The organism is Dyella choica (assembly GCF_003977665.1).
GTDB classification, from domain to species: Bacteria; Pseudomonadota; Gammaproteobacteria; order Xanthomonadales; family Rhodanobacteraceae; genus Dyella_B; species Dyella_B choica.
Genome location: NZ_RYYV01000007.1, coordinates 133,759 through 151,972, shown reverse-complemented (window position 1 = coordinate 151,972; position 18,214 = coordinate 133,759). Strand labels below are relative to the sequence as shown.

Sequence of the window (18,214 nt, the reverse complement as noted above, 5' to 3'; positions counted from 1 at the left end):
GGGTAGCTCCGAAAAAAGCTTGCGGGTTGATCAATAGAATACGTCCCGGTTCGTGCATTTTTTTTGTTTTGTTGTGCACCTTGGCGCCCCTGGCGCAATAATCATGCGTAATGTGATTATTAAATGAAGGTATCGTGCATGGTGAACCTGGATCGTACCGACTTGCGCATGCTGGCCGTGTTGCAGGCCGAAGGACGTATTACCAACGCCGACCTGGCGGAGCGGGTCAATCTGTCACCTTCCGCCTGTCTGCGCCGCCTGCAGCGGATGGAAAGCGAAGGCGTGCTTGCCGGATATAGCGCGCAAGTGGATCCGGAAGCGGTAGGGCTGGGCCTGCAGGCGTTCGTGCGCGTGCAGCTCACCCGCCACGAAAGCGACGTGATCGAGCGCTTCGTAGAACGGGTGAACGGCTGGGACGAGGTAGTGGCCTGCTACGCGCTCACCGGCGACATGGACTACCTCATGCACATCTATGTCGCCGACCTGCAGCATTTCTCGCGCTTCCTGCTCGATCGCCTGCTCAACGCCTCCGGCGTGGCGGACGTGAATTCCAGCTTCGTATTACGCACCGTGAAGCGATCGGCGTCCTTGCCGCTGACCCAGCTGGAGCGCTGAGTCAGCCGTTTTCGCCCACGAGTTCCAGCGGCGCCGAACCGAGGCGGCGTTGAATGCGCAAAGCCAGGAATGCGGCGATCACGCCGGCTGCACCGGCAATCACGAAGGGCGTGAGATAGCTACCCAATTGCACCCTCAGCACGCCCGCCATGAAGGCGGCCGTTGCCGCACCCACCTGGTGCCCGGCCACGACCCAGCCGAATACCACCGGGGCATCGCGCTCGCCGAAGGCGTCGGTCGTAAGGCGCAAGGTGGGCGGCACCGTGGCGATCCAGTCCAGGCCATAGAACACGCCGAACACGGCCAGGCTGGTGAGCGAGAAATCCGAGTAGGGCAAGTACATCAGCGAAAGGCCGCGCAGCCCGTAGTAGGCAAACAGCAGCTTGCGCGGGTCGAACCGGTCGGTCAGCCAGCCCGACGCCGTGGTGCCAAACAGATCGAAGATGCCCATCATCGCCAGTACGCCGGCAGCGCGCACTTCCGGAAGGCCGTGGTCGCCGCATAGCGCAATGAAATGCGTACCGATCAGCCCGTTGGTGGTGAAGCCGCAAACGAAGAAGGTGGCGAACAACAGCCAGAACACGCCGCGCTTGCTGGCGCGATGCAGGGTGCCCAGCGTCAGCACGAACAGGTTTCCTGTCGGACCACCGGCGTCCATCCGTTCATCCGGCGCGGCGCCGTAGCGGGTCAGGCCGATGTCGGCAGGACGTTCCGGCATCAGCCACAGCACCAGCGGCAGCAAAAGCGCGCAAACCGCGGCGATGGTCAGCACCACCGGCCGCCAGCCGGCGTATTCGGCGATGGCGGCCAGGCCGGGCAGGAAGATCAGGGTGCCGGTGGCCGTGCTGGCGGTAAGCAAGCCCATCATCAGGCCACGGTGTGTGCTGAACCAGCGAGACACCACGGTGGCACCCAGCACCACCGCCACGCAGCCAGTGCCGGCGCCCGATAGCACGCCCCAGGTCAGCAGCAGATGCCAGGGGCGTGTCATGAAGGCGCTGGAGGCCGCCGCCAGCGCCATCACCGCCAATGCAATGAGCAGCACCCGCTTGATCCCGAAGCGCTGCATCAGCGCGGCGGCGAACGGGCCCATCAGGCCGTAAAGCAGGATGCCAACGGCGGCCGCGGAGGAAATGTCGTCCCGACTCCAGCCGAAGGCGCGGCCCAGCGGCAGCATCAGAACGCCGGGGGTCGAGCGCATGCCGGCCGAAGCCAGCAGGGCCAGGAACACCACGGCGATCACCACGAAAGCGTACTTTTGGCCGAACGGCCGGCGGTGCGGTATAGTCATCGTATGTTACCGATCGGTACGGGGTAGGTGTGCAGAATACGTACCGATCGGTAACATTGTCAATCCTTCGCTGATGGCCATGCGTACCAAACCCATTCCCGAATCCGCTCCCGAAACCCCGCGCCGTGCGGCGGACCGTATCCGCGAGACCGCCTTCGACCTGTTCTATCGCGAGGGCATCCGTGCCGTCGGCGTGGAGGAAATCGTCTCGCAGGCAGGTGTCACCAAGCCCAGCCTGTATCGCGCCTTCGAATCGAAGGACGAGCTGATTGCCGCCTACCTGCGCGATTACGATCAGCGCTTCCGCGAACGCTTCGAGGCCCCGGGCGCCGAGCATCCGCGCGATCCCAAGGCGCACCTGCTCGCCTACCTCGACCGACTGGCCACCCGCGCCTGTCACGATGACTATCGTGGCTGCGGCCTCACCAATGCAGTGATCGAGTACCCCGAGCGCGAGCATCCCGCGCACCAGGTGGCCGTTCAGAGCAAGCAAAACCTGCGCGAACGGCTGCGTGAGATGTGCCGTGAGATGGGCGCGCGCGATCCGGACGAGCTGGCGGACGGGCTGCTGCTGCTGCTTGAGGGAAGCTACGTTTCCGGTCAGGCCTTCGGCGAAGGCGGCCCGGCGCGGATGCTGGGCGTGATGGCGCGGCGATTGATCGAGGCGTCGATCTAGGGATGGGCTGAAAAAGTCCGTCACGGACTTTTTCAACCGCGCTGCGCCCGATACGCGCCCGGACGCGGCTACGCCAAATCAAGCGCTTACGCGCCTGATTTGCGGCGAGCCGTCCCTGGCCCGCGGAAACTCTGAACTTATTCAGAGTTTCCCTAGCGGGTCCCATTTCGGTCAGGGCGAGATGCTGCACTGCCGACAGGACGCCGATTAACGCTAAACTAACCGCACAGATGAGCATCGAAGCCGTTTCTACCCTTGACCGCGACCTGTTGCGCCCACTGCGTTACCTGTGGCGTGTGCCGTTGCTGCTGGTGCACGTACTGCTCGGCATCCTGCTGTGCGGGCTGATCCTGACCTGGAACCGCGGCGCGGTGATGAAGAACGGGCGCGAACCGTTCACCCACCGCATGATCCGCGCATGGTCCGCCGGGCTGATGCGCATCTTCGGCCTACGCTCCGTGCGCGTCGGACAGCCGTTGCGCGACCCGGTGCTGTTCGTCGCCAATCACACGTCCTGGATCGACATCGAGCTGCTGCACAGTCAGCGCGCGGCCTGCTTCGTGGCCAAGGCGGAAATCGCCGGCTGGCCGCTGGTCGGCTGGCTGGCGGCCAGCGGCGGCACCATTTTCCATCGACGCGGCAGCAACCATTCGCTGGCGGCGGTGATGCAGGTGATGGTGGAGCGCCTGCATGGCGGACGTTCGGTGGCGGTTTTCCCTGAAGGCGGCACCGGCCACAATGGGGTGCTGAAAGTGTTCCATGCGCGCATCTTCCAGGCCGCGCTCGATGCCGAAGTAGCCGTGCAGCCGGTGGCGCTGCGCTTCGTGCGCGACGGCAGGCGGCAGATTGATGCCGGCTTTCGCGAGCACGAGAACTTCCTGCAGAATTTCCTGCGCATGCTTGGCGGGCCGGCGATGGATGCGGAAGTGCATTTCCTTGAAGCCGTGCCGGCGAGCCCCGAAGGCCGCCGCCGGATGGCGGAACTCTCACGCGAACGCATTGCCGCTGCGCTTGAGGATCGTCCAGCATGAGCTTGCCGCAAGGACGCGACTTCCAGCCGCGCTGGCCGCTGACCAGCGGGCATATCCAAACCATGCTCTCCTCCAGTGGCGTGCGGCGCAAAATGCTGCCGCGCCGCGCATACCATGTGCTGGAAAATGCCGAGGAGGTGATGGTAGACGGTGGTGAGGGCATCCGCCTGAGCGGCTCCTTCACGGCGCAAAAAGTCCAGCCGGCATCGCGTGGCCTGGCCGTGCTGTTCCATGGCTGGGAAGGCAGCGTCGATTCCACCTACGTGCTGCAAACCGGCAGCCGGCTGCTCGAAGACGGCTGGGACGTCTTTCGCCTCAACTTCCGTGACCACGGCGAAAGCCACGGGCTCAACGAGGCACTGTTCCACTCCTGCCGGCTGGATGAAGTGGTGCATGCGCTGGGTGACATCGCGCGCCGTTGGCCTGCACGCGTCATGGCCCTGGCCGGATTCTCGCTGGGCGGCAATTTCGCGCTGCGGGTGGGGATGCAGGCACCGGCACAGGGCATTCCGCTGCACTATGCCTTGGCCGTATGTCCGATCATCGATCCCAGCGAAGGCCTGTTTTCGCTGGAGGAATCCGCGCCGTGGTTCTATCGGGCGTATTTCATGAACAAATGGCGGCGCTCGCTGCGCGCCAAGCAGAAAGCGTTTCCTGAAGTTCAATACTTCGAACTGCAGGAACTGAAGCAGGACCTGCGTGGCCTTACCGAAGCGCTGGTGCTGCGGCACACCGATTTCGGTTCGCTCGAAGCCTATCTGGAAGGCTACTCGGTCGCCGGCCGTGCGCTGGCGAATATGCAGATTCCGGCCACCATTCTCACTGCGCGCGATGATCCGGTGATTCCCGTCGACGCGTTCGAGAAACTGGAACTGCCTGCCAATATCGAACTGGATATCGCCACCTATGGTGGCCACTGCGGTTTCATCCGCGGCTGGGACATGACTAGCTACTGCGACAATTACATCGCAGCGCGCTTCAACGCGATCGCCGAAGAGCACGCCTGCATCGCCTGAATGCGTGTGACTTTTTGCATGGTGACTTCCCGCAGAGGAAGTCGCAGGCGTGCATGCGTAAGCTTCGACGCTCACCTTCGCCGGAAGCTGCTATGAACCTTCGCATCGCCGTCTTGCCTGCCTTGTTGTCATTAGTCCTGCCAACCATCGGCATCGCATCGAATACACCGCAGGACGGTGGACTTGTGCAGTCCGGCGCACATCCGGGCTGCGAACATGTCGATGCAAAAAGCTGTGTCGAACAAGCCATCGCCGCCATGGGCGGCAGGCAGCGGCTCGAAGGCATCCACAGCATCCGCTATGAAGCCTTTGGGCATGTGGTCGCGGCCGAACAGTCTTATCGCCAGCAACCGTTCGTGACCTCCTATACGCGTGACAAAGTCACCATCGATTTCGAGAAGCAGCGCTGGACAAGCGATCAGCAATTCGTCTGGCCGGAAGCCGATCCGAATACCGAGAGCGTGGCATCCACGCTGGTCGCGACCCCACAAGGCGCCATTCGCCGCGACAAGCAGGGTGATGCGCCAGGCTCGCTGACCGATCTGGACACCACCCGCGACATCCTCGCGCTGAGCCCGGAACGCCTGTTGCTGCAGGCGTCTGCCGCCGGCGATCTGCATTTCGCCGCACCGCAGTGGCTGCGTGCCACGCCGCACAGCGTCGTGGAATTCAACTGGCAAGGCACGCCAATGCGAGTGCTGCTGAATGCCTACAACCACTTGCCGGATGCGCTGGAGCGCACTCGCGGCTTCAATGACTACTGGTTTGCCTGGGGCGACGTCGAACAGCGTATCTATTTCGACGATTGGCACCTGGTGCAAGGCGTGCTCTTTTCGACCAATCGCATCGATCAGCGCAACGGCCTGTGGCTGGCTTCCACCCAGTTGTTCAATCCGGTCTTCAATGTCGGCCTGGACGACAAGGCGTTTGCCATGGATTCCGGCGCGGCCGCCCAGAGCGTTCAGTCCCCAGGCTGGAATCGCCCCTTCAGCGATCGGCAGCACGTCCAGCTAGCGCCCGGCATCGAACTCTACCAAGGTGCCTGGAACACTACGCTGATCAAGCAGGACGACGGTGTGCTCGTGCTGGAAGCGCCGATCTCCCCCGGCTACGTGAAAGGCATCCTCGCCAAGGTGCACCACGACTATCCAGGAACGCCGCTCAAGGGCGTGCTCAGCACCTCTGATTCATGGCCGCATATCGCCGGCGTCAGGCAGGCTGTCGCCGAGGGCGCGACGGTCTATGCGCTCGATCTCAATCGGCCGCTGCTGGACCGCCTGGTCGAGGCGCCGCATCACCTCAAGCCGGATGATCTGGCGATGCATCCGAAGCCGCCGCACTGGGTCAGTGTGAGTGACCGTCTCGTGCTGGGCGAAGGTGCGAATCAGGCCGTGTTGTATCCGCTGCGAGGCGCATCGACCGAACGCCAATACATGGTTTACTTCCCACGGTACAAGCTGTTGTACGCCAGCGACACGCTGGCACTCAATCCCGACGATACGCTGTACGACCCGGAGCTGATGTACGAAGTGGCGCAGGCCGTCGCCCGCGAACACCTTGAGGTAGACACGGTTTATGCCATGCACCAGGGGCCTACGCCGTGGGCGAAGGTGCAGCAATGGCTTGCGCAAGCCACCGCGGCCGCTAAACCAGCAGGTTAATGTAGGCTGGGATGACGATCCCAGCATCGCGCATGTTGCGTGCATGGCGATGCTGGGTTTTGCAACCCCGCCCACGATTGTCATCCCGGCCTAGCTCAGTCCGCTGGCACGCAACGCCCCTGAGCCCACGCGCGCAAGGCTTCCACCTGCTCGTGCATCAGCACTGACAGCGGTCTGGTCGACTGCAAAGAGTGCAACAACGTTGCCTGGTCGAGCTCACCGCCATTCCCGCTGGCATCGTAAAGCGCACTGACGACGGCCTGCTCGATCTCCGCGCCCGAAAAGCCTTCGCTGGCTCGCGCCAGCGCATCCAGGTCGAACTCGTTCGTGTCCAGCTTGCGCCGCTTCAAATGCATGGCGAAGATCGCCGCGCGCACCTCCGGCTTGGGCAGGTCGACGAAGAAGATTTCGTCGAAGCGCCCCTTGCGCAGCAGCTCCGCCGGCAGCTCATGCACCGCGTTAGCCGTGGCGACCACGAACACCTTGGCCTTGCGTTCTGCCATCCAGGTCAGCAGATAACCGAGCACGCGTCGCGAGACGCCACCATCTTCGCCGCCGCTGGCCAGGCCTTTTTCGATCTCGTCGATCCACAGCACGCAGGGCGCCAGCACCTCACAGCTCGCCAGCGCTTCACGCAGGTTCTTCTCGGTTTCGCCCTGGTACTTGTCGTAGAGCGAGCCGAAATCCATCCGTACCAGCGGCACCCCGAAACCACCGGCAATCGCCTTGGAAACCAGGCTCTTGCCGCAGCCCTGCACGCCAAGCAGCAGCACGCCCTTGGGCGGATCGAGCGCGGGCTTGGGATCGAGAAACACCGCGCGCCGCCGCTGCACCCAATCGCGCACCTGGCTCACGCCAGCCACGTCGGCGAAGCTCGCTGTGGCGTACTCGTAGTGCAAAAGGCCGGAGCGGTTGAGCAGCTCGAACTTGGCCTTCATCAACTCGGGCAGGTCGCTCGCATTGAGCGCGCCGTCGTTGTAGATCAGCTTGCGTACGATGCGCCGCGCATCCGGTGCGCTGAGGCCTACCAGGTTGCGCACGATGGTGCGGGCCGCCTCGTTGTCCACTTCCAGTTTGCGGTTGTTCTCGCGCTGCCACGCGGTGGCTTCGCCGCGCAGGATACCGGCCAGTTCCTTGATGTCGGGCAGCGCCAGCGGCACGCGCGTGGCCAGCGCATCCAGCTCTTGCGGCAGCTCCACCTTCGCTCCGACCAGCACCAGCGTATGCGCCGCCGAGCGCTGCCGTTGCACGATCTCGCGCATCTGGCGCAAGGTCCCGGCGTATTGCAGCAGGGGCTGGAAATCGAACAGCAGATAGATGCTGTGCTCTTGCGTCTCGCGGATCGCGCTGAGCGTCGAAGTGGCGTCAGGCGCGATCTCCGCGTCGCCTGAGCCGCTGAAATCCAAACGCTCCAGGCCATTGGTGAGCGTCCACTGCCACAACGGGTGCAGTACCTGGGCAAGGACATGGCGAAAGCACTCGATCACCCGTTGTTCGTCGATCGTTTCGATCACCAGCAAGGGTGTCGCGGCACGTACCAGTGTGCTCAGGTCTTCCAGTTCGCTCATGCTTCCTCCAGCAAGGTTGCCTAAGTTAGCAGAGCTGTCACGACCGGATCATGGCCCCCCGGTTACGCTCGCCCTCGATGGGGCAGACAAGAAGAAAGCCTTCACGCCCAGACAGCGCCCCCTGTGGCACATGGAAACCGGCTTTCGCGGCAGGATGCCCCTGGAATCTGAGGAGGCACGCCATGCTGCATTACGCCCTGATCTTCCTGATCATCGCCGTCATTGCCGCCCTGCTCGGGTTTACCGGCATAGCCGGCACCGCAGCGTGGATCGCCAAGCTGCTGTTCGTGCTGTTCCTGATCCTGACGGTGATCGCCTTTTTCCGGCGGGCCGGCTGAACAGCGAGACGGCCGGTTCAGCCAAGTGCGCGGCAACCCGGTAGAGTAAATACCCTTGATCCCACGGAGCAACGTCATGAACAACGAAGTCCAGGCGAATGAAAGCGATCTCCATGGACGCATCGACCAGGGGGCCGAGCGCATCAAGCAGGCCACTTCCGATGTCGTGGCCAGCAGCAAGGAAAAATTTGATCGCGCGGCCGATCGGGTGGAAGAAAGCGTGCATCACGCCACCGACAAGGCTGCCGGCGCCGCCAATCGCGCCACCGAAAAGGTTGCCGAAGCGACTGAGCGCGGGCGCCAGGCCTACGATGGCGCCAGGGAGCGTGCCGACGAATGGCTTGAGGAAGTGCGCGAATACGTGCGCCAGAAACCGGTCCAGGCGGTGGCCATTGCCCTGGGCGCCGGCTGGTTGCTCGGCCGCATCCTGCGCCGTTGAACCTGACCGTCATTTAGGCACGGAGGCGGGCAATGCACGATTCCGTGCACGACAACGAAACGGCGGCGCAGCCGGGGCCCTCGGATGAGGCGGCATCGAACAGCCTGTTGAACGATCTGAGCCGGCTCGGGCGCGCCGTGCGCAGCCTGTTCGGTGCGCAATTGAGCCTGCTTGCCGCCGAATTGGGGCTGGCGCGCAGCGCCGTTTCCTGGCTGCTCGCGGCGGGCCTCGCCGCTACCATCGCCGGCGTGGGCCTGGGGCTCACCCTGCTAGGCCTGATCGGCCTGCTGCTGGCCAAATGGTTTGCCTCCTGGATCTGGGCCTTCGTGGTGCTGGCCGTGCTGGAAGCCTTGGGCCTGTTCGGCGCCATCGTGCTGTTCCGCCGCTGCATGCACTGGATGAGCCTGCCGGGTACGCGCCAGGAATGGCATGCGATCATGCGCGACACGCTGCAACGAGCCGAACAGGATATCGATGCAGGCAAAGGGGGAACATGACATGAGCCTGTTCAAGCAACTGAAAAAAGTGGACCAGGCACGCCAGCGCGTGGCACGGCATCGTGGCGAAATGGCCGCGCCGGCCGCCGCCTTGTTGGAACGCGGCTATCGGCATCCGTTGGCCACGGTAGGCGCTGCCGCCGGTGCGGGCTTTGTGCTCGGTAGCCTGGGCGTTGGCCCCTTGCGAGTGCCTGGATTGGTCTCGGGGCTGAGCACCGGGCTGGCGGAAATCGTGGCGTACGGAACTCGCTTGATCGCCGAGCTGGGCATCGACGCAGGCGAGCTCGCCGGCGACAGTGATGAAGCATGACCGGCATCGAACCCACGGCTCTGCAGAAACCGCCGCCCATGGATGAAATGCCGCAAGCCAGGTCGGCGATGGGGACTGCGGCCGGCGTGGAGAAACAAGTGCAACAGGCAACGCGCGGCGTCTATCGCCTGCACAGCCATTTGCGCGCCATCCGCCTGGCGTTCAATGCACTGCTGATCCTCGCCCTGCTCTACACCGTCGCCCTGGTCAAGACACTGATCATTCCACTGGTGCTGGCCGCCTTCATCGGTCTGGCCCTGAACCCGATCGTGGCGCGCGCCACCCGTCACCACGTACCGCGTTGGCTGGGCGCAAGCGTGCTGATGGCCACGTTGATCGCCGGCATCGTCGCCGGCATCAGCATGCTGACCCAGCCGGCGCTGGGCTGGCTGCATAGCGCGCCGTCGCAGATCCACAGCTTCATTCCCAAGCTGCAGCATTTCACCCGTCCGCTGGAAGCAGCCGGCCGCGCCACGCAGGCGCTGGTCAATGGTCACCCGACCTTGTCGTCGGCACAGAATCCCAGCGATGTCGCGATCAACGTGTGGGATGTGCTGGCAGGCGCACCCAAAGTATTGGCGGCAGTGCTCACCGTGCTGTTGCTGGTGTTCTTCTTCCTCATCTACGGCGACCTCATCCTGCGCCGCCTGGTCGAGATCGCGCCGAACTTCGGCTACAAGCGCCACGCCGTAAGCATCGTGCGCGGCATCCAGACCGAAGTTTCGCGCTACATCCTCACCACGATCGTGATCAACGCATCGCTGGGTGTCACTACGGCCGGCATGCTGTATCTGCTGCACATGCCCGATCCGCTGCTATGGGGCACGGTGGCGATGTTCGCCAATTTCATTCCTTATGTCGGCGCGATCGTCACCACCACGACCTTGCTGTTCGTGGGGCTGATCCATTTCGAAGTGCTGGCAAACGCTCTGCTTCCGGCCTTGTGCTTCGCCGGCATCACGGCGGTGGAAGGCAACCTGATCACGCCGATGATCCTGGGTCGGCGCATGCGCGTGAGCCCGATCGCGATCCTGATCTGGCTGCTGATCTGGGGCTGGTTATGGGGCGTGCCCGGTGCGCTGCTGGCGGTGCCGATGCTGACCAGCGCGAAGCTGATCGCCGAACGCGTGCGCGGATGGGAATGGTTTGCGCGGATGGTGCAGCGTTAGGCCTCGCCTGTGTAGCCGCGTAGGCTGGGATGAAAATCCCAGCATTCGGAACTCGCGAGCATGCTGGGGTGCTCATCTCAGGCTACCCGTAAAAGTAGCGAACTATTTCGCAGACCCTTCAATTCAATAACAGGCCGGACATTACAGGCAAACCGAGTCCAGGGGGTGGGAAAAGCACCGGAATGATGAAGGTGATAGCGAGGACACCGCCTTGCTGCTCCATCCGGGAGACCCTTCGGATCTCAGTAATGACTATTCTGAACATTTCGCATCTTCAATGAATGCGTAATCGGTAGCGTCGGGATGATTGGGGTCTTGCTCGATACAGTACACATGACCATTGTCGCTGGTCAAATTCATATGTTTGGAAGGTTTGCCATCACTGCCTGAAAGACTTCCAATCCACCAGTTATTTTTCGTATTGTGACCTTGAGCCAGATATACGGGAAATGAATCTCCATTGATCGTAAGGATGCCTTTGATCCAGAAGTTTAGAGTGTAGGGTTTGGAACTGGCAGATTCCAACCCGAGCATATGAGCGTCCATATTTTGAAGGTTGCCATTAAAACTGTTTGCTACTGGCTGGCTCCCTTTCCTTCCGGCTTTCACATCAACGTAGCCGCCTGAGACATACACCCCATCCAAGGGTTGCCCGCCAGTGATGTCATATTGATCACTGTATGTAAAATTAATGGACTGTACCGGATTAATGCTGTCGCTATAAAAATTGAACTTATTGTCATGTACCGTGACCGCATGAGTATTCATGGCAAAAGAACTCAGTAAAGTCGACAAAAATAGAATATTTTTCGAATTGCATTTCATTTTCCTATCCTGCAATATTCCAGGGACATGCTTGGTCATTACCAAGCTAAAATTCATAATTTTCATCCGAAGTCAGCCACCGTTTGACAGATCAAGCGGCTACGGATTTACGAAGAATCATGTTTCGTCGATCGATTACCCTCGGCTTCTCTAAAAAACAAAATACTGACGCAGGAATAAGAGTCAGGATGCAACACCTGAATAATCAGGTGGGTATTAGACTAGAATAGAATTATTTAATAACCGTTTCGTGCACCGGTCATCGTGTTGCAACTTCTTGCTTTACGCGCCGGATGTCTCCATCCGAAGTCGCGTGGCGCCAGACGCCATGGCGCAGGACCGCGTCATCCTTGTGGAAGCAAACGGATCAGGTCTATCGACCAGGTTGTTGGGGCATTGACCTAACCCTCCCCTGCCAAGCAAGCAGGGGAGGGGGCCGACATCAGGGTGCTTGCGCGACGTTCGAGCACTTCGCGTCATCGCAAGCCTGCCAACCGCCGCCCAGTGCCTTGTACAACGCCACTGCACTCGTATCGATCGCGCTTTCCGACTGCGCAAGCGCATCCTCGGCGGCCAGCTGCACGCGTTCGGCGTCCAGCAATTCAAGGTAGCCGGTTGCGCCTTCCTGGTAGCGCACACGGGCCAGCTCGGCCGCACGCCGGCTCTGCTGTGCCTGGGCGATCAACTGCTCCACCCGCCCATGCTCAGCGTTGTAGTTGCTGACGGCGTTGTCCACGTCCTCGATCGCCTGCAGTACGGTACGCTGGTAATTCGCTTCAGCCGCGCCGGCGCGCGCTTCGCTGGCATGCAAGTTGGAGCGCACGCGTTCCACGTTCAGGCCGTTCCAGGTGATGCTGGGCATGTACGACCAGGCGCGCGAGGCCGGGCCGCCGAAATCGTTGCTGCGTCCGGCCAGGAAGCCCACGAAGCCGCCTAGCGTGATGTGCGGAAAGAACTCTGCCTTGGCCACGCCGATGCGCGCAGTAGCCGCCGCGTATTCCCGCTCCGCGATACGCACGTCGGGACGGCGTGCCAGCACATCACCGTTTTCGCCGATCGGCAACACGGTGGCGATCGGCTTGAAGGTGGTGGGCGACACGTCGACATCCAGCTCGCCCGGGCGTTCGCCGAGCAACACCGCCAGCCGGTACTCATACGCGCGGGTTTGCGCATCGAGCACGGGCAACTGCGCCTTGGCTGCGCTGAGCTGCGCGCTAGCGCTCGCTACATCCTGCTCCGACGCTGTGCCGATCTCGGCACGCGCGCTGATCAGCTTGAGCGAGTCCGCCTGGTTGGCGATATTGCGCTGGGCAATCGCCAGGCGCTGCTGCGTGCCGCGCAACTCGAAATAGTTGCGCGCCACTTCCGCAAACAGGCTGACCTGCGCGTCATGCATCGAGGCTTCGCTCGCACCCAGATCGCCCCGTGCGGCTTCCACCGAGCGGCGAATGCCGCCGAACAGGTCGAGCTCCCAGGAAGCATCGAAGCCCGCCTGGTAGGTATCGACGGATACGCGTTTCGGGCCCACGCCAGGCTGCTGTTCACGCGAGCGCTGGAAATCGATGGTCGTGCCGATGGTCGGAATCTGGTCAGACTTGGCCGTGCCGAGCAGTGCGCGCGACTCGGTCAGCCGCGCCTGCGCAATGCGCAGATCAAGGCTGCCCTTGGCGGCGCGCTGGATCAGCGCATCCAGCACCGGATCGTTGAACTGCTTCCACCATGCGGCCTGGAACTGCGCATGAGCTTCACGCGCCGCGTCAATGTTCTGCACGTTGGCCGGCTGGGTGTCCGGGGTTTTGTAGTCCGGCCCCACGCTGACGCAACCGGCCAGCGCGAGTGCGGCAAACAACGCGGTGCTACGCAGTACTTTACTGTTGAAAAAAGGAGTCATCTCAATGCCCCTCCAAGGCGGGCAAGCCGGATGCGTGCTGCTTCTTGCGCGCCTCGCGGCGTTCCACCACGGCGCGGATCAGCACGTAGAACAGCGGGGTATAGATCAGGCCGAAGATGGTCACGCCCAGCATGCCGGAGAACACCGCCACGCCCATCGCGTGACGCATTTCGGCACCGGCGCCGTGCGAGGTCACCAGCGGCACCACGCCCATGATGAAGGCGATCGACGTCATCAGGATCGGGCGTAAGCGCAGGCGAGCCGCTTCCAGCACCGCGTCATAGCGGGCCATGCCTTCATGCTGGCGCTCGCGGGCGAATTCCACGATCAGGATCGCGTTCTTGCACGCCAGCCCCACCAGCACGATCAGGCCGATCTGGGTGAAGATGTTGTTGTCGCCGCCCGAAAGCCACACGCCGGCGATGGCAGAGAGCAACACCATCGGCACGATCAGGATCACCGCCAGCGGCAGCGACCAGCTCTCGTACAGCGAAGACAGCACGAAGAAGACCAGCAACACGCACAACGGGAACACGAGGATGGCGGTATTGCCGGCCAGGATCTGCTGGTAGGTCAGCTCGGTCCACTCGTAGCTCATGCCGTTGGGCAGGTTCTCCTTCGCCAGCTTTTCCATCGCCGCCTGCGCCTGGCCCGAACTGAAGCCCGGGGCCGCACCGCCGTTGATTTCCGCGGTGATGTAGCCGTTGTAATGCTGCACGCGCTCCAGGCCGGCCGTATGGCGCACCGTCAAGAACGAACCCAGCGGCACCATTTCGCCTTTGTTGTTGCGCGTCTTCAGTTGCAGGATGTTCTCCGCCTCATGCCGGAACGCCGGTTCGGCCGAGACGTTCACCTGGTACACGCGGCCGAAACGATTGAAGTCGTTCACGTACAGCGAGCCCAGGTAGGCCTGCAGCGCTTCGTTGGCATCGCTCAGGTCGACGCCTTCAGCCTTCGCCTTCTCGCGATTCACGTCGGCGTCGATCTGCGGCACGCTCACCTGGTAACTGGAGAACAGACCCGCCAGTGCCGGTACCTTGCGGCTCTGCGCAACCAGGTTCTGCGTCTGCTTGTACAGCTCATCGAAACCGAGCTGGCCGCGATCCTCGATCTGGATGCGGAAACCGCCGATGGTACCCAGGCCCTGCACGGGCGGCGGCGGGAAGATGGCGATATACGCGTCCTGGATGCCTGCGAACTTCTGGTTCAAGGCCCCGGCAATCGCGCCGGCGGAGAGCGACGCATCGCGGCGCTCCTCGAACGGCTTGAGCGGCACGAATACGATGCCTGCGTTGGTGGCATTGGTGAATCCGTTGATCGACAAGCCCGGAAATGCCACTGCGTTCTGCACGCCGGGCTGCTTGAGCGCAATCTCCGACATGCGGTGGATCACGTCTTCCGTGCGGTCCAGCGAAGCGGCATCCGGCAACTGCGCGAACGCCACCAGGTACTGCTTGTCCTGCTGCGGCACGAAGCCGGTCGGCACGTGATAGAAGCCGAAGCCCGCCAGCGCGATCAGGCCCACGTACAGCACCACCGCCACCGGTCCCGTACCCACGATTCGACGCACGCCACCGACGTAGCGATCTGCGCTGCGTTTGAAGAAGCGATTGAACGGACGGAAGATCCAGCCGAGCGCCTTGTCCATCAGGATGGAAACACGGTCCTTCGGCGCATCGTGGCCCTTCAGCAGCACGGCGGCGAGAGCCGGGCTCAGGCTGAGCGAATTGAAGGCCGAGATCACCGTGGAGATGGCGATGGTCAGCGCGAACTGGCGGTAGAACTGACCGGTAAGGCCGCTGATGAAGGCGGTAGGGATGAACACCGCGCACAGCACCAGCGCCGTGGCGATGATCGGTCCGGTCACCTCGTTCATGGCGCGGCGCGTGGCTTCGCGTGGCGTGTAGCCCAGCTCGATGTTGCGCTCAACGTTCTCCACCACCACGATCGCGTCGTCCACCACGATGCCGATCGCCAGCACCAGTCCGAACAGCGACAGCGCGTTGAGCGAGAAGCCGGCCACATACATGATCGCAAAAGTGCCGATCAGGGATACCGGCACGGCGACCAGCGGGATCACCGAGGCGCGCCAGGTTTGCAGGAACAGGATGACGACCAGCACGACCAGGAAGATCGCTTCGATCAGCGTATGCGCCACTGCTTCGATCGAGCCGCGCACGAAGACCGTGGGGTCGTAGACGATCTGGTACCCGACACCCTGCGGAAACTCCTTGCTCAGCTCCTTCATCGTGCTGCGCACTTCGTTGGAGATCTGGATGGCGTTGGAGCCGGGGCGTGCGAAGATCGGAATCGCCACCGCCGGCTGGTTGTCCAGCAAGCTGCGCAGCGCGTATTGATTGGAACCCAGCTCGACGCGAGCAATATCACGCAGATGCACCACGCTGCCGTCCGGATCGGTGCGCACGATGATGTTGCCGAATTCCTCCGTGGTGCTGAGGCGGCCCTGCGTGTGGATGTTGAGCTGGAAGTCCGTGTTGCCGCGCACCGGCGGTGCATTCAGCGCGCCCGCCGCCACGGCGACGTTCTGCTCCTGGATCGCATGCACGATGTCGCCGGTGGTCATGTTGCGCTGGGCCAGCTTGTTGGGGTCCAGCCATACGCGCATGCTGTACTCGCCGGCACCGAACAGCTGCACGTCGCCCACGCCATCGAGGCGGAGCAGAGTATCCCTGATGTGCAGCCGCGCGTAGTTCGACAGGTAGAGCATGTCGTAACGCTTATCCGGCGAAGTCAGATGCACGACCATGGTCAGGTCGGGCGAGCTCTTCTGCGTGGTCACGCCCAGCCGCTGCACTTCTTCGGGCAGGCGCGGCAGGGCTTGCGACACGCGGTTCTGCACTTCCACCTGCGCGTTGTTCAGGTCGGTGCCCAATGCGAAGGTGACGGTAAGCGTCATCTGGCCGTCGCTGGTGGCCTGCGAGGACGAATACAGCATGCCCTCCACACCGTTGATCTGTTCTTCCAGCGGCGTGGCCACGGTTTCGCCGATCACCTCCGGGCTGGCACCTGGATAGTTGGCATGTACCACCACGGTGGGCGGCACCACTTCGGGATATTCGCTGATCGGCAGCTTGAACACCGCGATGCTGCCCGCGATCACGAAGATCAGCGAGAGCACCGCGGCCATGATCGGCCGGTCGACGAAAAACTGTGCGATGTTTTTCATGTCAGTTCTCAAATCATTTGAATGACGCACTCAACGAAGAGCTAGTTGACGCGCAATCTCTCTGCTCCCTCCCCTACGTGTAGTAGGGGAGGGTTGGGGTGGGGTGAAGCAATCTCGCGATGAACTCAAACCGTGCGGCAAGCCCATACAACCCCAGCCCGGCCCTTCCCTGCCGTTGCAGGGGAGGGAGCAACATCTTGTGGCGTTGGGAGTTTGCGCACGATCAACCTTGCGAATGCTTTTGCGCTTTCCTGTCATCCGCCTGCGCAGTGCGCACATCCTTGCCATCCGGGTTCGTCTCGGCGGCATCCACCAGCGCCTTGTCCTGCGCACTCAGTCGCGAATCCATCGCCACCTGCTGCGGATTCACTTCCGCACCCGGACGCACGTGCTGCAGGCCGTTCACCACCACCACGTCACCGGCGTTGAGGCCGTCATCGATCACGCGCAAGCCATGGAACAGCGGACCGACGTCGACCCTGCGGTACTGCACCTTACGCTGTCCGTCCACTACGTAGACGAACTGGTTGCCCAGATCCGTACCGACGGCGCGATCGTCGATCAGCACGCGCGGACGCGGCTGGCCGGCCTGCAAGTGCATGCGCGCATACAAGCCTGGTGTGAGCAGGCCGTTTTCCTCGTCGAACACGGCGCGCAAACGCATCGTGCCGGAACCTGCGCGCACCTGGTTGTCGACGAAATCGATGCGACCCTCATGCGGATAGCCTTGTTCGTCGGCCAAACCCATGGTGGCTTCGATGCGCGGTGCGTGACCGTTCTTGATCGCATCGCGGCGCAGGCGATCGAGCTTGAGCCAGGTCTGTTCATCCACGTCGAAATACGCGTAGATGGGATTCACCGAGACCACGCTGGTGAGCACGTCCGAACTGGATACCAGGTTGCCCGACTGAATGCGCGCGTTGCTTACGCGGCCATCGATCGGTGCGCGTACCTGGGTCCAATCCAGATTGAGCTTCGCCGTGGCGAGCGCCGCGGTGGATGCTTCGAGCGTGGCCTTGGCGCTTTGCTCGGCGGTGCTCTGGCTGTCGGCTTCCTCCTGCGAAACCGCATGCTGGGCAAGCAGGCGTCGCGCACGGTCCGCGTTCGCCTGTGCCAGCGCAAGCTGCGCTTTCGACTGTGCGACATTGGCTGTCAGTCGGTCGACCTCGGCCTGGAACGGACGCGGATCGATCACGAACAGCACGTCGCCCTTACGCACCTCGGTGCCTTCCTTGAAATGGACGCTATCCACATACCCGCTTACGCGCGGACGCACGTCGACGGTATCGACCGCCTGCAGCTGGCCGGTGAAGTCGGCACTGTCGCTAACCGGGCGCACCATCACCGGGGCCACGGTTACTGCAGGCGGGCCACCCTGTGCATTGGCGCCTTGGGCATGAGCTCCGCCGCCATGGCTGCCCAGCAGTGCCCAACTGCCGGCAATGGCTGCTACGACCAGGCTGGCCAGGATTGCTTTCTTCAACATCACTCACTCCCGTTCTTGTTCAGATGCCGGGGAAAAAGCGCTCCTGCACTTCCCCAAAAGCGTCGAGCCGCGCGGATGCCCGGCCCCGGTTACAACGAAATCAAGCGGTTACGATGCTGGATTCGCGTCCAGGCCATCCCAAGCCTGTGCTGACAAACGACTTTGGGCCGTGTCAGACTTTTCTTGTCGCAATGCAGCAAGGCGGCGACGGGAC

The 18,214-nt window shown here is 62.5% G+C and carries 16 protein-coding genes; 10 read left to right on the top strand and 6 right to left on the bottom strand.

Annotation, left to right across the window (positions count from 1 at the left end; all coding sequences use genetic code 11):
• Nucleotides 1–138 precede the first annotated feature (138 nt).
• On the top strand, nucleotides 139–615 hold the full coding sequence (locus EKH80_RS11325) for an Lrp/AsnC family transcriptional regulator (protein ID WP_126684871.1): 477 nt from the start codon (nucleotides 139–141) through the stop codon (nucleotides 613–615).
• A gap of 1 nt (nucleotide 616) precedes the next feature.
• Here the strand turns inward: EKH80_RS11325 and EKH80_RS11320 are convergent, their stop codons facing one another.
• A complete protein-coding gene (locus EKH80_RS11320; RefSeq protein WP_126684870.1) occupies nucleotides 617–1,906 on the bottom strand; it encodes an MFS transporter in 1,290 nt (429 codons plus the stop codon).
• Between the two features lie 79 nt (nucleotides 1,907–1,985).
• Here EKH80_RS11320 and EKH80_RS11315 point away from each other — a divergent pair, with 79 nt between their 5' ends.
• The 4 genes from EKH80_RS11315 to EKH80_RS11300 all read left to right on the top strand — a co-directional run bounded on the left by EKH80_RS11315 (nucleotide 1,986) and on the right by EKH80_RS11300 (nucleotide 6,290).
• Nucleotides 1,986–2,582 carry a TetR/AcrR family transcriptional regulator gene (locus tag EKH80_RS11315; protein ID WP_230473623.1) on the top strand — a complete coding sequence of 199 codons (597 nt, stop codon included), beginning with the start codon at nucleotides 1,986–1,988 and terminating at the stop codon, nucleotides 2,580–2,582.
• A 230-nt stretch (nucleotides 2,583–2,812) separates the two neighbouring features.
• Complete coding sequence (locus EKH80_RS11310; RefSeq protein ID WP_126684868.1) at nucleotides 2,813–3,613, top strand: lysophospholipid acyltransferase family protein; 801 nt, start codon at nucleotides 2,813–2,815, stop codon at nucleotides 3,611–3,613.
• Nucleotides 3,610–4,629 carry a YheT family hydrolase gene (locus EKH80_RS11305; RefSeq protein WP_126684867.1) on the top strand — a complete coding sequence of 340 codons (1,020 nt, stop codon included), beginning with the start codon at nucleotides 3,610–3,612 and terminating at the stop codon, nucleotides 4,627–4,629. The genes EKH80_RS11310 and EKH80_RS11305 overlap by 4 nt, the downstream gene beginning before the upstream one ends.
• Before the next feature lie 92 nt (nucleotides 4,630–4,721).
• Nucleotides 4,722–6,290 carry an MBL fold metallo-hydrolase gene (locus EKH80_RS11300; protein ID WP_126684866.1) on the top strand — a complete coding sequence of 523 codons (1,569 nt, stop codon included), beginning with the start codon at nucleotides 4,722–4,724 and terminating at the stop codon, nucleotides 6,288–6,290.
• A gap of 95 nt (nucleotides 6,291–6,385) precedes the next feature.
• Here EKH80_RS11300 and EKH80_RS11295 read toward each other — a convergent pair whose 3' ends face one another.
• Nucleotides 6,386–7,858 (bottom strand): AAA family ATPase, encoded by a 1,473-nt coding sequence (locus tag EKH80_RS11295; RefSeq protein WP_126684865.1) that lies wholly within the window; start codon nucleotides 7,856–7,858, stop codon nucleotides 6,386–6,388.
• 182 nt (nucleotides 7,859–8,040) lie between these two features.
• On the opposite strand from EKH80_RS11295, the gene EKH80_RS11290 reads away from it, so the two are divergent.
• From EKH80_RS11290 to EKH80_RS11270, 5 genes are all read left to right on the top strand, one after another.
• Nucleotides 8,041–8,196 (top strand): DUF1328 domain-containing protein, encoded by a 156-nt coding sequence (locus EKH80_RS11290; protein ID WP_126684864.1) that lies wholly within the window; start codon nucleotides 8,041–8,043, stop codon nucleotides 8,194–8,196.
• A gap of 76 nt (nucleotides 8,197–8,272) precedes the next feature.
• A complete protein-coding gene (locus EKH80_RS11285; RefSeq protein ID WP_126684863.1) occupies nucleotides 8,273–8,635 on the top strand; it encodes an ElaB/YgaM/YqjD family protein in 363 nt (120 codons plus the stop codon).
• A 32-nt stretch (nucleotides 8,636–8,667) separates the two neighbouring features.
• Nucleotides 8,668–9,132, top strand: a complete 465-nt coding sequence (locus tag EKH80_RS11280; protein ID WP_126684862.1) for an ABC transporter ATP-binding protein — start codon at nucleotides 8,668–8,670, stop codon at nucleotides 9,130–9,132.
• Nucleotide 9,133: 1 nt separating this feature from the next.
• The gene (locus tag EKH80_RS11275) at nucleotides 9,134–9,442 is read left to right on the top strand and encodes a hypothetical protein (RefSeq protein ID WP_126684861.1); all 309 of its coding nucleotides are present in this window, start codon (nucleotides 9,134–9,136) and stop codon (nucleotides 9,440–9,442) included.
• Nucleotides 9,439–10,611 (top strand): AI-2E family transporter, encoded by a 1,173-nt coding sequence (locus tag EKH80_RS11270; protein WP_126684860.1) that lies wholly within the window; start codon nucleotides 9,439–9,441, stop codon nucleotides 10,609–10,611. The genes EKH80_RS11275 and EKH80_RS11270 overlap by 4 nt, the downstream gene beginning before the upstream one ends.
• Nucleotides 10,612–10,863: 252 nt before the next feature.
• Here the strand turns inward: EKH80_RS11270 and EKH80_RS11265 are convergent, their stop codons facing one another.
• The 4 genes from EKH80_RS11265 to EKH80_RS11250 all read right to left on the bottom strand — a co-directional run bounded on the left by EKH80_RS11265 (nucleotide 10,864) and on the right by EKH80_RS11250 (nucleotide 18,000).
• Nucleotides 10,864–11,436, bottom strand: a complete 573-nt coding sequence (locus EKH80_RS11265; RefSeq protein ID WP_126684859.1) for a hypothetical protein — start codon at nucleotides 11,434–11,436, stop codon at nucleotides 10,864–10,866.
• A gap of 442 nt (nucleotides 11,437–11,878) precedes the next feature.
• Nucleotides 11,879–13,327, bottom strand: coding sequence for an efflux transporter outer membrane subunit (locus EKH80_RS11260; protein WP_126684858.1), 1,449 nt, complete (start codon nucleotides 13,325–13,327; stop codon nucleotides 11,879–11,881).
• A gap of 1 nt (nucleotide 13,328) precedes the next feature.
• Nucleotides 13,329–16,514: an efflux RND transporter permease subunit gene (locus EKH80_RS11255; protein WP_126684857.1), complete on the bottom strand. Its 3,186-nt coding sequence runs from the start codon at nucleotides 16,512–16,514 to the stop codon at nucleotides 13,329–13,331.
• 223 nt (nucleotides 16,515–16,737) lie between these two features.
• Entirely contained in the window at nucleotides 16,738–18,000 is a 1,263-nt protein-coding gene (locus EKH80_RS11250) for an efflux RND transporter periplasmic adaptor subunit (protein WP_126684856.1), read from the bottom strand.
• Between the last annotated feature and the right edge of the window lie 214 nt (nucleotides 18,001–18,214).